This window comes from Martinezella miluonensis (assembly GCF_900094545.1).
Classification (GTDB): domain Bacteria; phylum Pseudomonadota; class Alphaproteobacteria; order Rhizobiales; family Rhizobiaceae; genus Rhizobium; species Rhizobium miluonense.
Genome location: NZ_FMAH01000013.1, coordinates 13,197 through 26,574, shown reverse-complemented (window position 1 = coordinate 26,574; position 13,378 = coordinate 13,197). Strand labels below are relative to the sequence as shown.

Here is a 13,378-nt window from a genome sequence, read left to right as displayed (position 1 = left end):
CTCTTGCGCAACAGCGCGAAAAACAAACGAATAGGGGGTTGAGCGCTTCCGTGAAACGCTCAACCCCTTAATCCATATCACTGTGCCGCGGTGTCGATAGCCGATGGCTCCTGAGCGGCAGCTTCGGCCTGTCTGCGCCGCCGGCGCAGAACGACGTAGAAGACCGGCGTCAGGAACAGGCCGAACAGCGTCACGCCGAGCATGCCGGAGAAGACGGCCGTGCCGAGCGACTGGCGCATTTCCGCGCCCGGGCCGGTGGCGATCATCAGCGGCACGACGCCGAAGATGAAGGCGAAGGCCGTCATCAGGATCGGGCGCAGACGCAGATGGCTAGCCTCGATCGCCGCTTCGACCGCGCTTTTTCCCTCAGCCTGCGCCTGCCGGGCGAACTCGACGATCAGGATCGCGTTCTTGGCCGCAAGGCCGATCAGCACGATGAGCCCGATCTGCGTGAGGATGTTGTTGTCCATACCTCTGAGATGCACGCCGATCAGTGCCGCCAGAACCGCCAGCGGCACGATGAGGATGATGGCGAGCGGCAGGACCCAGCTTTCATACTGCGCCGAGAGCGCCAGGAAGACGAAGATGACCGACAGGGCAAAGATGTAGATTGCCGTATTGCCGGTATGCCTCTCCTGATAGGCGAGTTCCGTCCATTCGAAAGTCGTGCCCGCTGGCAACAGGTTCTTTGCTAGCCCCTCCATAGTGTCCAGAGCCGTGCCCGTGGAGACACCCGGCCCCGGATTGCCCTGGAGAGGAACTGAGACATACATATTGTAGCGCTGCACGAGCGCCGGTCCGGTCGTGTCGCGAATATCGACCAGCGTCCCGAGCGGCACCAGCGCCCCGGTCGCCGAGCGAACCTTCAGCGCGAGAATATCGTCGCGATCCATGCGATATTGCTGATCGGCCTGCGCCCGCACCTGGTAGACGCGGCCGAAGGCATTGAAGTCGTTGACGTATGACGTGCCGAGGTTGATCGACAGCGTCTCGAAGATATTCGGGATCGGCACGTTTAGTGCGCGCGCCTTGTCGCGGTCGATCGCCAGGAAGTATTGCGGGCTATTGGCGGAGAAGGTCGTGAAGACACCGCTGACGCCCTTGTTCTGCGCGGCGGCGCCCATCATTTGATAGGCGAGCGGCAGGATGCGGCGCATATCAGCATTTTCCCGGTCCATGATCTGCATCTTGAAGCCGCCGGAATTGCCGACGCCGCGGATCGAGGGCGGCGGAATGGCGATGATGAAGGCTTCCTGGATGCCCTGGAGGCTGCCATAGAGCTGGCCGATGATCTTGGTGGCCGAATCTCCGGACTTCAACCGCTCCTCGAAGGGCTTGAACGGCGTGAAGATGACACCCGAGTTCGAGGCGTTGGTAAAGGTCGCACCGTTAAAGCCGGCGAAGGCGACGGCGTTCTCGATGCCCGGCGTCTTCTTGATGATTTCAGTCGCCTTCTGGATGACCGCATTCGTGCGCGCCAGCGAAGCGCCGTCTGGCAGCTGCACGACGACAATGGCATAGCCCTGGTCCATTGTGGGAACGAAGCCCTGCGGGACGATCCTGCCCATGTACCAAGTGCCGGCCAGGAGCGCGGCAAAGACGAGAAGCGCGCAGGCGAGTGCCGTCCAGGTCGTGACGAGGTGGCGCACGATCCAGGAATAACCGCTGCTCATCCGCTCGAAGCCGCGATTGAATCCATCACCCAAAGCACGGCCGAACCGCGCAAAGATATTGTTGGATTTCTTGTGGCTATGCGGGCGCAAAACGATCGCGGCAATCGCCGGCGACAGGGTCAGCGAGTTCAGGCAGGAAATCGCCGTCGCGACCGAAATCGTCACCGCGAACTGCCTGTAGAACTGCCCAGAGATACCCGGAATGAACGCCGTTGGCACGAAGACCGCGATGAGGACCAGCGAGATCGCCAGAACGGCAGTGCCCACCTCGTTCATCGTGACATGCGACGCCTCTTTCGGCGTCATGCCGAGCGCGAGATTGCGCTCGACATTCTCGACCACCACGATCGCATCGTCGACGACGATACCGATGGCGAGCACCAGGCCGAACAGCGTCAGCATATTCAGCGAGAAGCCGAAGGCCAAGAGGAAGGCAAAGGTGCCGATCAGCGAAACCGGGATGGCAACGATCGGAATGATCGCCGTTCGCCACGATTGCAGGAAGACCAGCACGACGATGGCGACGAGAATGGCCGCTTCGAAGATGGTCTTGTAGACCTCATGGATCGATTCGGCGATGAACTCGGTCGGATTATAGATGATGCGATATTCGAGGCCCTGCGGGAAATCCCGTGACAGATCCTGCATGGTCTTCTGAATATCGGCGGCGGCGGCAAGCGCATTGGTGCCTGGCCGGGCGAAGACGCCCAGCGCGACCGCAGGGCTGCCGTTCAGGTAGCTGTTGGTGACATAATCCTGCGCGCCGAGTTCGATGCGCGCGACATCCTGCAGCTGCACGAGGCGGCCATTGCCGGTCGCCTTGACGATGACGTAGCGGAATTGCCGCGCATCGGAAAAGCGCCCTTGCGTCGTCACTGTATATTGGAAGGCGTTGGTGCCCGAGACGGGTGGTCCGCCGATCGTGCCGCCGGAAACCTGCACGTTCTGATCCCGAAGCGCCTGAACGATGTCGCCTGCCGTCATGCCGTAGCCGGCGAGCTTTTGCGGATCGAGCCAGATGCGCAGCGAATATTGCCGCTCGCCGAAGAGCTGCACGTCGCCGACGCCATCCAGCCGGACGAGGACGTCGCGGATACGCGTGCGGGCATAGTTGGAGATGTAGAGCTGGTCGTAGCGATTGTTCGGCGACAGGAGATGCACGACCATCATCAGGTCGGGCGAGCTCTTGACCGTCGTGATGCCAATGCGGCGGACATCGTCAGGCAGGCGCGGCTCGGCAATGGCGACGCGGTTTTGCACCAGCACCTGTGCTTTGTCGAGATCGGTGCCGAGCTTGAACGTGATCGTCAGTGCCATGGAGCCGTCGGCGCTGGAATAGGAAGACATGTAGAGCATGTCCTCGACGCCGTTGATTTCCTGCTCGATCGGCGTCGCCACCGTATCGGCAATGGTCTGCGCGTCGGCGCCGGGATAAGAGGTGCGAATTACGATTGTCGGAGGTGCGACCTCGGGATATTGCGCCACCGGCAGCTGGAAATAGGCGATGCCGCCGACGATCAGCAGCACGATGGAAAGAACCGACGCGAAAATCGGCCGGTCGACGAAAAAGTGGGAAAACCTCATTGGTCCGTCCCCTGTATATCGGCCTGCGCCGGCGGCTCGTCATTCGTCGCCTGCTGCGGCAATTCGATCAGCTGAGGCGTCACTTTGACGCCCGGCCGGATGCGCATCAGCCCGTTGACGACGATCGTCTCGTCGCCGGTCATGCCGTCGCGAATGACGCGGTAGCCATAGAGCTTCGGCCCGACGCGCACGGGCTTCGGCGTAATATTGCCAGCGGTATCGGCGACATAGACGACGCGCTGGTTCTGGTCCGAGCCAATGGCTTCGTCTGGAACAAGGATCGCCTTGTAGCTGTTGGACCCCCTTACCTGGATACGCCCGAACAGGCCAGGCTGTAGAACCAGATTGGGATTCGGGAACCTGGCACGGACGCGGATCGTGCCAGATTCGTTGTCGACGCGGTTTTCGGCAAAGTCGAGTTTGCCCTTGAACGGCTTCTGCTTGGGATCGGCGATCGTCACAGTGACATCGAGCCCGCCGCCGCCCTGCTGCAGGGCGCTGCCGTTCTTGCGGGCTTCATCGGCATAAGAAAGCAGCCGGCGCTCGTCGACATCGAAATAGAAGTCGATGGGATCAAGGGACACAATGGTCGTCAGCGCGGTCTGATCGGCCTGCACGAGGTTGCCGACCGAGATCAGCCGCCGGTCGATCCGGCCGCTGAGCGGCGCTGTGATCCTGGTGAAATCCATATCGAGATTGGCGCGGTCGACCGTCGCTTCCGCGCCGCGCACATTCGCTTGAGCGGAAATGAGATCGCGGCGACGATCATCGAGGGTCGATGCCGACTGGCTGCCTGTTGTCGACAAGGATTCTGCGCGCTTATACTGCGCATCGGCGAGCGTCAGCGACGATTTCGCTACCTCCAGCGAGGCCGTCGCCTCGTTCAGCGTCGTGATAAAGGGCCGCTGGTCGATAACAAACAGCAGGTCCCCCTGCTTGACTATGGCGCCGTCCTTGAAATGCACTTCCTGAAGATAACCGCCGACGCGCGAGCGCACGGACACCTCGTCGACCGCCTGAAAGCGGCCGATGAACTCATCGCTGTCTATGACGTCACGAATGACGGGCTTGGCCACAGTAACGGGCACAGCCGGTGGAGCGCCCTGCGCAAGCACTTGGCTACCTGAGAAAACGGCAAAAACACAGCTAAATAAAACGGTACGCGGCAGCATAGGCATGAAGCCCCCCTCGAAAAACCGCGTACGGCAAAAGCGCCGTTATCACGGTAAGCGCTCACGAAATTTGCCTGCAACTTTCCACGAAGAGCCTGGCGCCGTCGGACGCAATGCAATCAGGTCACTTCGGACTTCCCAACATGCGCCACAGGCCGCACCGACCCGGGTATCATCCAGCCAGAGGGCCGGCACCACATGTTCATGTATAAACGGTTTATCGGATTCGACAACAGAGAATGACGCGGGTGCGCGCGAACGCAACCGATTGTTTTCATTATCTGGAAAGACGCCTATAAGATGAGTTGGCAGGGCTCTTCAGCCCTCCAGCTCCTCGCGCAGCATCTCGAGCTCAAGCCACTCTTCTTCCATTTTGATCAGGCTTTCCCGCAGCGTTTCCATCTCTGCAGCGAGACGATTGAAGGTTGCAGGATCCTTGGAGAAGAGGTTCGGATCGGCCATTTTCTGCTCGCGGGCGGCAATTTCAGCTTCGGCCCTGGCCATTTCCTTCGGCAGGTTTTCCAGAGCGAACTTCTGCTTGTAGGAAAGCTTGCCCTTACCCTTCGAACCCTCGGCAGCCGGTGCCGCAGCTTCGGTTGATTTGGGCTTCTCGGCTGCCTTTTCCGCTCGTTTGCGCTCCTCGATGGCACCCTTGCGCTGGGCGAGCATATCGGAATAGCCGCCGGCATATTCGATCCAGCGCCCGTCAGGCTCCTCCGGATTGGCGGGCGCGATCGTCGAGCTCACGGTGCGGTCGAGAAAATCGCGGTCGTGGCTGACGAGGATGACCGTGCCGGAAAACCCGGAAACGATTTCCTGCAGCAGATCCAGCGTCTCGATATCAAGGTCGTTGGTGGGCTCGTCGAGGATCAGGAGGTTTGTCGGCCGCGACAAAATACGCGCCAGCATCAGGCGAGCGCGCTCGCCACCGGAGAGATTCTTGATCGGCGTGCGCGCCTGCTCCGGCTGGAACAGGAATTCCTTCATGTAGCCGGTCACATGCCGCTGCTCACCATTGACGAGCAGGTTCTCGCCGCGTCCGTCGGTCAGGTAGTTGGCGAGGGTCTCTTCCGGATTGAGTTCCTCGCGCTTCTGGTCGAGCGTTGCGATTTCCAGGTTGGTACCGAGCTTTACCGTACCGGTGTCGGGTGCAAGTTGGCCGGTCAACATCTTCAAAAGCGTGGTCTTGCCGGCCCCGTTCGGGCCAACGAGACCGATGCAATCACCGCGATGCACGCGCATCGAAAACGGTGCGACGATGGCGCGGTCACCATAGGTCTTGGTGATCTTGTCCGCCTCGATCACCAGCTTGCCGCTTTCCTGCGCATCGGACGCAGCCGCCTGCACCGTGCCCAGAGCACCCTTGTGGCCGCGATGGCGCGAGCGCATATCCTGCAATTCGCCAAGCCGGCGCATGTTGCGCTTGCGCCGGGCGGTCACGCCATAACGCAGCCAATGCTCCTCGCGCTCGATTGCCTTGCCGAGCTTGTGCTGCTCCAGCTCCTCGGCTTCCAGCACCTGATCGCGCCAGGCTTCGAAATGGCCAAAGCCCCTGTCCAGCCGGCGCGAGGTGCCGCGATCGAGCCACACCGTCGCCGTCGAGACTTTCTCAAGGAAACGACGGTCGTGCGAAATCAGCACGAGCGCGCTGCGGCTCTTCTGCAGCTCGCCTTCCAGCCATTCGATGGTCGGGAGATCCAGATGGTTCGTCGGCTCGTCGAGCAGGAGGATATCCGGCTCCGGCGCCATGACGCGGGCCAGAGCCGCGCGACGCGCCTCGCCGCCCGAAAGGTTCTTCGGGTCTTCCTCGCCAGTCAGGCCGAGATGCGAGAGAAGATAGGTGACGCGATAGGGATCGTCGCCCGGTCCGAGGCCGGCTTCGGCATAGGCGGCCACCGTCTTGTAACCCGCGAAATCGGGCGCCTGTTCGAGATAGCGCACGGTCGACGAGGGATGGCGGAACACTTCACCGGACTGCGCCTCGACCATGCCGGCAGCGATCTTCAGAAGCGTCGACTTGCCGGAGCCGTTACGCCCGACCAGGCAGATCTTGTCACCCGGCTCTACCTGCAGTCCGGCACCGGCCAGAAGGGGCGCGCCGCCGAAGCTCAGGAAGATATCGTCGAGTTTCAGAATGGGAGGGGCCAAGATCAGACTCCACTAAGATCATAAGGGCGGGCAAGAACGATCGCCTTGCCGCTGCCGAGCGAAAAGCGCACCGGGCCTTCCGCCACATTGGAAATTGTCCGCGACGCGCCGAAGGGCAGATGGAAGTCGCGCAACGGATAACGGGCGTTATCGATGAAAAGACCCGTCAGATCGCTGAAACCAAGAACCGAAAACAGCGAGCCGGCCGGAAGATCCAGCTCCAGTTTTCCCGGCGGGAGCGGCACGGCCTCTTCATCGCCCGAAGTCAACAGCACATCGAAGCCCTTCTCGGCGAGCTGGAGACCATAGAGCAGATGCTGGATTGCATGATCCGAGCGCTCGCCGCCCATGGCGCCGGCCAGGATCAGCCTGACGGCGCCGCGATCGATCGCCTCCGATACGGCAATCTCGCCGTCGGTCGCCGCTTTCGCCGCCGGATAGGGCTGCTTCGGGACCTCGGGAAATGCTCCAAGCAGATCCGCGGGCGTAGAATCGAAATCACCGACCCATAGCTCTGGCTCGGCTCCAAGGGCGATGGCATGGCGCATGCCGCCATCGGCTGCGATAAAACGGCTGCCGGAAACCGCAGCACGCAGCCGGTCCGTCAGACGAAGCTCGCCGCCGAGAAGAATGGTGAAGGTGGTGGACTGGTTCATGGGCCAAGCCCATAGCGCAAAGTCGTATCCATAGGGAAGAGCGCCGTTCGCCAGAACAGCCCCCGCGGGCCGGTCAGTCGGTCGTTTCCTTCATGTTCGCCTGGAAAACGCGTTCATAACCGCTGACATAGCGATCGAACAGAAACGAGAAGCTCTCGATATCCTCGGGCGACCAATCGGCAAAGATGCTTCCGATAACGGCATACTTCTGCACCTGGATTTCCGACAGCAAGCGCTGCCCGAGCGCGGTGAGCACCACGACGATACGCCGTGCATCGGCCTGCGATGCCTTGCGACGCAACACCCCGCGGGCCACCATGTCGGCAGCGATGCGGCTCGCCCGCGACGGATCGATACGCAGCAACTCGGCGATCGTGCCGACGGTCACTTCGCCCGTGCCCTCCGCCCGCCGCACCACGTCGAGCACATCGAGATGCGAAAGCTCGAGCCCGGGGGCAACATTCTGAATGGCAAGCCTGCCGATCATGCGACGGCCCGTCAGCAGGCGCATGCGCATCATCGCCTGACCGATGCGCAGGAACTTCTCGTCTTCGGCCGGCGTCGGAGCTTCAACGTCACGTGTATTCGTCGCAGATGTCATCCCTCCACCATAGCAGAGGTCGAGAAGAAACAAAACATGCAAATGGCATTCACTTGCCATTGACAATTATATGCTAATAGCACATATGTTCCACCCATGAAGACTGGGCGTCCCGCGCATTCGCTCGATAGCGCAACGTCTCGGCCAAGCTCGGATTTCTTGCTCCATGGATATGCAGACAACGTTCAAGCCGCTCGTGGCGGATCATAAACGGCGGCTTATTCTCTTCCTGTTCCTGATGACCGCCATGTTCATGGCGACGCTCGACAACCAGATCGTATCGACAGCGCTCCCCACCATCGTCGGCGAGTTTGGGCATCTGGAACGCTTCGGCTGGATCGGATCGGCCTATCTTCTCTCGCTGTCAGCCGTCATGCCCGTCTATGGCAAGCTCGGCGATCTCTTCGGCCGCAAATATGTGATGATGACGGCGATCGCGATCTTCACCATCGGCTCCGCGGTCTGCGGCCTTGCCGTTTCGATGAACACGCTGATCGCCGCTCGCGTGCTGCAGGGCTTCGGCGGCGGCGGCATCATGGTATCGATCTTCGCAGTCAACGCCGACCTCTTCGAGCCGCGTGAGCGCGCCCGCTATCAAAGCTATTCGAGCCTCGTGCTGATGGCGTCGGGCGCCATCGGACCCGTTCTCGGCGGGACGATGAGCGATCTGTTCGGCTGGCGCTCGATCTTCCTCGTCAACGTGCCGATCGGCTTCGTCGTCTTGACTGGCCTCGCGCTCATGCTGCCCTACCGCAAGCCAGCCCGCCGGCCGAAGATCGACTATGCAGGTGCGATCGTTCTTGCCTTGACGACGACAAGCATCGTGCTCGCCGCCGATGGCACCGAACTCTTCGGATCGCTGCTATCGCCGCAATGCCTCGGCATCATCGCCTTCGGCATGATCTGCGCCGTGACCTGGGTCTTCATCGAGCGGCGCGCGCCCGAGCCAATCGTGCCGATGACGCTGTTCCGCAATCCGACATTCGGCCTGCTCCTGATGATCTCGATCACCAGCGGCGCCGTCGCCATCGGCATGGTCAACTACTTCGCACTCTTTCTGCAGACGACGACGGGCCTGTCCCCCTCGATGGCCGGGCTGCTGTTCATCCTCCTGACCGGCGGCATCGTCTGCGGTTCGCTGTCGGCAGGCCGGTTGATCGCCGCAAAGGGCCGTTATAAGCCTTTTGCCGTCGCCAGCGCCGCCTGCAGCACCATTGCGTTCACCTCGCTCGCCTTTGTTCATGCCGGCACGCCCATCGTCTTGATCGGCGGCCTGATGCTTCTGCATGGCATCGGCATCGGCCTTGCCCAACAGGTGCCCGTCATCGGCGTGCAGAACGCCGCCGGAAGCCGTGACGTCGGTGCCGCCACCGGCGCGGTCACCCTATCGCGCATGGGCGGCGCCTCGATCGCCATCTCAATCTACGGCGCGATCATCGCCGCCAAACTCGGCAATGTCGGCGCTTCCATCGCCGGCGTCGCCGACATCGAGGAATTGACGCCGAAGATGATGGCCGCCTTGCCGGCAGCAACCCGCGAAGCCGTCGCCAACGCCTATGCAGGCGCCTTCGGTCCGCTGTTCATGACGGCCGCCGGCATCTGCCTGTTCGGCCTCCTGACCTCGCTGACGCTGAAGAACGTGCAGCTTCCCGGCGCAACGAAGAAATTCGAAAGCGCGCCTGCCGCTCAAGCTGCCGAGTAGATCGCACATGCTGCAATCGACAAGGGAATCATTTCCCTTGTCATCCCTTCGTCACAGGGCTAAATCTGCCGACGCTCTAACGGGGTGCCTCACGTCCTATCGGACATGTGGCTGAGAGGCTTTTACCGGCCAACCCGCGGAACCTGATCCGGCTAACACCGGCGGAGGGATTAGACGCGTGACGAAATCATAGCGCCCTTTTCCCCTTCAAGACGAAACCTAAGAGGAGGCGCTGCCATGCACGACCGTTCGCTATTGTCACTCTTCACCGGCCTGGCGCTTGCTGCCGGAACAACGTTTTTCGCCGCCCAGCCTGCCGCAGCGGCCGAGAAGACGCTGACCATCTATACCTATGAGAGCTTCACCTCCGACTGGGGTCCTGGCCCCAAGGTCAAGGCCGCCTTCGAAAAGACCTGCGGCTGCACGGTCAATTACGTTAGCGTCACCGATGGCGTCGCGCTTCTGTCCCGCCTGAAGCTCGAAGGCGCCGGCACCAAGGCCGATGTTGTCCTCGGTCTCGATACCAATCTCGTCGACGAGGCAAAGGATACAGGCCTGTTCGATGCCAGCGGCGTCAACACATCGGCACTCAAGGTCCCCGGCGATTTCAAGGACGATGCCTTCGTGCCCTATGATTACGGCCATTTCGCCGTCATCTATGACACCCAGACCGTCAAGAATCCGCCCAAGAGCATGAAGGATCTCATCGAGGGCGACCCCTCGCAGAAGATCGTCATCGAGGATCCGCGCACCTCGACACCGGGTCTCGGCCTGCTGCTCTGGATCAAATCGATCTACGGCGACAAATCAGCCGATGCCTGGACGAAGCTCAAGGGCAGGATCCTGACGGTAACGCCTGGCTGGTCGGAAGCCTACGGCCTCTTCACCAAGGGCGAAGCGCCGATGGTGCTCTCCTACACGACGTCACCGGCCTATCATGTGATCGAGGAAAAGACCGACCGCTACCAGGCGGCCGCCTTCTCGGAAGGACATTACATCCAGATCGAGGTCGCCGGCCTCGTCAAATCCTCACCGAACAAGGATCTCGCCCGCGACTTCCTGAAATTCATGATCTCGCCCGGCTTCCAGGACATCATCCCCACCAGCAACTGGATGATGCCGGTCTCGGCCACATCGGCGCCGCTGCCGGACGCCTTCGGCAAGCTCGTGAGCCCGACGAAGACCTTTCTGATGAGCCCGGACGTGGTCGAAAAGAACCGCAAGGCCTGGATCGACGAATGGCTCGCCGCCACCAGCGGCAACTGATATCTCGCCCATGCTTACGGCATCCGAAAGAAGACGCGCCATTTCCGGTGGGGCGCTCAGCCTTGCAGGCATCGCGTCTTTTGTCGGGATCGCCGTCGTAATCCTGCTTGTCGCCGGTATCGGGTCCGGCGGCGACAACCCGCTTACCGATCCCTATCTGCTGCGCGTGCTGCGCTTCACGCTGCTGCAGGCGATCTTGTCGACGCTGCTCTCCATCGTGCTTGCCATACCGGTCGCCCGCGCCTTAGCGCGCCAGCCACGCTTTCCCGGTCGGCTGTGGCTGATCCGGCTGATGGCCGTGCCCATGGGCCTGCCGGTGCTGATCGGCGCGCTCGGCCTACTCGGCATATGGGGACAGCGGGGATTGCTCAACCAGGCGCTGGCGGCACTCGGCTACGCGCAGCCCGTCAGCATCTACGGCCTTGTCGGCATTCTGCTGGCACATGTCTTCTTCAACATGCCTCTCGCCTGCCGGCTGATGCTGGCCGGGCTGGAGCGCGTGCCGGCGGAATATTGGCTCGTGGCCGGTGGCCTCGGCATGAAGCCTGCCTCGGTCTTCCGCTTCATCGAGTGGCCGGTGCTGCGTGGCCTCATTCCAGGCATTGCCGGCCTGATTTTCATGCTCTGTGCCACCAGCTTCACGCTGGTGCTGACCCTTGGCGGCGGCCCGGCCGCAACGACGCTGGAGGTCGCGATCTACCAGGCGCTGCGCTTCGACTTCGATCCCGGTCGCGCCGTGATGCTGTCGCTGCTGCAGATCGTCGTCACAGCCGTAATCCTCGGGGCGATGACGCTGTTTCCATCGCCGGACGATCACGGGCTGACGAGCGGCCGTGCTCTGCTGCGTATCGACGGACAGCTTCGCGCCGCGCGATGGGTCGATGCAGCTTTGCTGCTCGCCGCCGCCCTCTTCATCGGCCTGCCGCTCGCATCCGTCATCCTCTCCGGTCTCGAAGCCGATCTTCTCAAGCTCGCCGGTCAGGCGATCTTCCAGCATGCGGCCGTGACAAGCCTAGCAATCGCCTTCGCCGCTGGCCTTCTGGCCGTCGCGATTTCTTTCGCCATCATTCACGCTCGCTCGGTCATCTCAGCCGATCGCAAGAAGACATCGAGCCTGCGCGGCCTGGCAGCGGCCCTGACCGGAACCTCCTCCCTCATCCTGCTGGTTCCGCCGATCGTGCTGGCAACCGGCTGGTTCCTGGCGCTGAGGCCGCTCGGCGACCCCAGCCGATTTGCCGCAGGCCTGATTGTCGTTATCAATGCCCTGATGGCGCTTCCCTTCGTCATCCGCGTCCTAGAACCGGCCTATGCCGTCCACCGACGCCGCACAGAGCGACTGGCCGCAAGCCTCGGCCTTCAGGGGATCTCCCGCCTACGATTGATCGATTGGCCCGGCCTTCGCAAGCCGCTCTTCACGTCGCTCTCCTTCGCCATGGCCCTTTCGCTCGGCGATCTCGGCGCCGTGGCTCTTTTCGGCTCCGACAGTCTGATGACCCTGCCATGGCTGGTCTATAGCAAGCTCGGCAGCTACCGCACCAACGACGCCAATGGATTCGCCTTGATCCTCGGCTTGGTATGCTTTCTCCTCACCATCGCCGGCACTGCGGGCCAAGGCACCCGCGACGGCGAAGGCAAGCAAAATGACTGACGGCAGCAACATGATCGGACGCAGCATCGTTATGACCGGCGTCGAATTGCGGCTCGGAACGCATGATTTCCGCTTCGAGTGCGCCTTGCCGCAGGGCAGGATCATTGCCGTCGCCGGCCCTTCCGGCTCGGGCAAGTCGACCTTCCTCAATCTCGTCGCCGGCTTCGAACGGCCCGATCGCGGCCGTGTCCTGCTCGCCGGACAGGATGTGACCGGCAAGCATCCCGCCGAGCGGCCAGTGTCGCTCGTCTTCCAGGACAACAACCTCTTTACCCATCTCGATCTCTTCACCAATGTCGGCCTCGGCATCAGCCCTTCGCTGAAGCTCTCTAAGCAAGATCGGCAAAGGGTCTCGGAGGCGTTGGCGCGTGTCGGGCTCTCCGGCTTCGAAAAGCGCAAGCCGGGAACGCTGTCCGGCGGCGAACGCCAGCGCGCCGCCTTCGCCAGAGCGCTGGTGCGCGACAAGCCGATCCTGCTTCTCGACGAGCCCTTTGCCGCGCTCGATCCCGGCCTGCGCTCCGGCATGGTCGAGCTGTTGAAAACCCTGCACCATGAAACCGGCAACACGGTCCTCATCGTCTCGCACGATCCGGCCGAAGTGCGGCGCCTTGCCGATCACGCCGCTTTCATCGATGGCGGCAGAATCGAGCTTTCGGCGCCTATCGAAACCTTCCTGAAAGCCGCAGGTATCCCTGCATTGGCCACATTCCTACAACATTGAGTGCGGCGCAGCATCTTGCTGTCGGCTTTGCCTTAATTTCGTCGCGCCGAGCGGCTGAAAGTCCAGGGAAATGCTTGCTAAAATACAACGCTGCCACATTTAAACGGAGTCTCGCTATGCAACCGGTGCCAAAATCGGCTACAGCAAGGGGTAGAGACCGTCCGGGCAAATGCGGATCGCCGGGATAAAGGCAAGCTTTATCGGCAC

General features: G+C 61.8%; 9 protein-coding genes and 1 riboswitch. Of the genes, 4 read left to right on the top strand and 5 right to left on the bottom strand.

Translation table 11 applies throughout. The annotated features are described in order from the left end of the window. Positions 1-77: 77 nt before the first annotated feature. The 5 genes from GA0061102_RS13235 to GA0061102_RS13215 form a co-directional block, all read right to left on the bottom strand. The gene (locus tag GA0061102_RS13235; RefSeq protein ID WP_092848015.1) at positions 78-3,257 is read right to left on the bottom strand and encodes an efflux RND transporter permease subunit; all 3,180 of its coding nucleotides are present in this window, start codon (positions 3,255-3,257) and stop codon (positions 78-80) included. Continuing rightward, positions 3,254-4,429 carry an efflux RND transporter periplasmic adaptor subunit gene (locus GA0061102_RS13230; RefSeq protein ID WP_245298002.1) on the bottom strand — a complete coding sequence of 392 codons (1,176 nt, stop codon included), beginning with the start codon at positions 4,427-4,429 and terminating at the stop codon, positions 3,254-3,256. The genes GA0061102_RS13235 and GA0061102_RS13230 overlap by 4 nt, the downstream gene beginning before the upstream one ends. 318 nt (positions 4,430-4,747) lie before the next feature. Continuing rightward, positions 4,748-6,577, bottom strand: coding sequence for an ABC-F family ATP-binding cassette domain-containing protein (locus GA0061102_RS13225; RefSeq protein ID WP_092848010.1), 1,830 nt, complete (start codon positions 6,575-6,577; stop codon positions 4,748-4,750). Between the two features lie 2 nt (positions 6,578-6,579). Continuing rightward, positions 6,580-7,233, bottom strand: coding sequence for a thiamine diphosphokinase (locus GA0061102_RS13220; RefSeq protein WP_092848006.1), 654 nt, complete (start codon positions 7,231-7,233; stop codon positions 6,580-6,582). 73 nt (positions 7,234-7,306) lie between these two features. Continuing rightward, positions 7,307-7,834 carry a MarR family winged helix-turn-helix transcriptional regulator gene (locus GA0061102_RS13215; RefSeq protein WP_208858646.1) on the bottom strand — a complete coding sequence of 176 codons (528 nt, stop codon included), beginning with the start codon at positions 7,832-7,834 and terminating at the stop codon, positions 7,307-7,309. A 166-nt stretch (positions 7,835-8,000) separates the two neighbouring features. Here GA0061102_RS13215 and GA0061102_RS13210 point away from each other — a divergent pair, with 166 nt between their 5' ends. From GA0061102_RS13210 to GA0061102_RS13195, 4 genes are all read left to right on the top strand, one after another. After that, on the top strand, positions 8,001-9,536 hold the full coding sequence (locus GA0061102_RS13210; protein WP_092848001.1) for an MDR family MFS transporter: 1,536 nt from the start codon (positions 8,001-8,003) through the stop codon (positions 9,534-9,536). Positions 9,537-9,606: 70 nt separating this feature from the next. After that, positions 9,607-9,723: riboswitch (TPP riboswitch) on the top strand. A 50-nt stretch (positions 9,724-9,773) separates the two neighbouring features. Next, a complete protein-coding gene (gene thiB / locus GA0061102_RS13205; protein ID WP_092847998.1) occupies positions 9,774-10,802 on the top strand; it encodes a thiamine ABC transporter substrate binding subunit in 1,029 nt (342 codons plus the stop codon). A 10-nt stretch (positions 10,803-10,812) separates the two neighbouring features. Beyond that, positions 10,813-12,450, top strand: a complete 1,638-nt coding sequence (gene thiP, locus GA0061102_RS13200) for a thiamine/thiamine pyrophosphate ABC transporter permease ThiP (RefSeq protein ID WP_092847996.1) — start codon at positions 10,813-10,815, stop codon at positions 12,448-12,450. Beyond that, positions 12,443-13,171, top strand: coding sequence for a thiamine ABC transporter ATP-binding protein (locus tag GA0061102_RS13195; protein ID WP_092847993.1), 729 nt, complete (start codon positions 12,443-12,445; stop codon positions 13,169-13,171). Before thiP ends, GA0061102_RS13195 begins: the two co-directional genes overlap by 8 nt. Positions 13,172-13,378 lie beyond the last annotated feature (207 nt).

Bases quoted from the DNA above. Each gene is read 5' to 3' on its own strand.
- GA0061102_RS13220 (WP_092848006.1), bottom strand. From the start codon at position 7,233: ATGAACCAGTCCACCACCTTCACCATTCTTCTCGGCGGCGAGCTTCGT.
- GA0061102_RS13215 (WP_208858646.1), bottom strand. From the start codon at position 7,834: ATGACATCTGCGACGAATACACGTGACGTTGAAGCTCCGACGCCGGCC.
- GA0061102_RS13210 (WP_092848001.1), top strand. From the start codon at position 8,001: ATGGATATGCAGACAACGTTCAAGCCGCTCGTGGCGGATCATAAACGG.
- GA0061102_RS13230 (WP_245298002.1), bottom strand. From the start codon at position 4,429: ATGCTGCCGCGTACCGTTTTATTTAGCTGTGTTTTTGCCGTTTTCTCA.
- GA0061102_RS13235 (WP_092848015.1), bottom strand. From the start codon at position 3,257: ATGAGGTTTTCCCACTTTTTCGTCGACCGGCCGATTTTCGCGTCGGTT.
- thiP (WP_092847996.1), top strand. From the start codon at position 10,813: ATGCTTACGGCATCCGAAAGAAGACGCGCCATTTCCGGTGGGGCGCTC.
- thiB (WP_092847998.1), top strand. From the start codon at position 9,774: ATGCACGACCGTTCGCTATTGTCACTCTTCACCGGCCTGGCGCTTGCT.
- GA0061102_RS13195 (WP_092847993.1), top strand. From the start codon at position 12,443: ATGACTGACGGCAGCAACATGATCGGACGCAGCATCGTTATGACCGGC.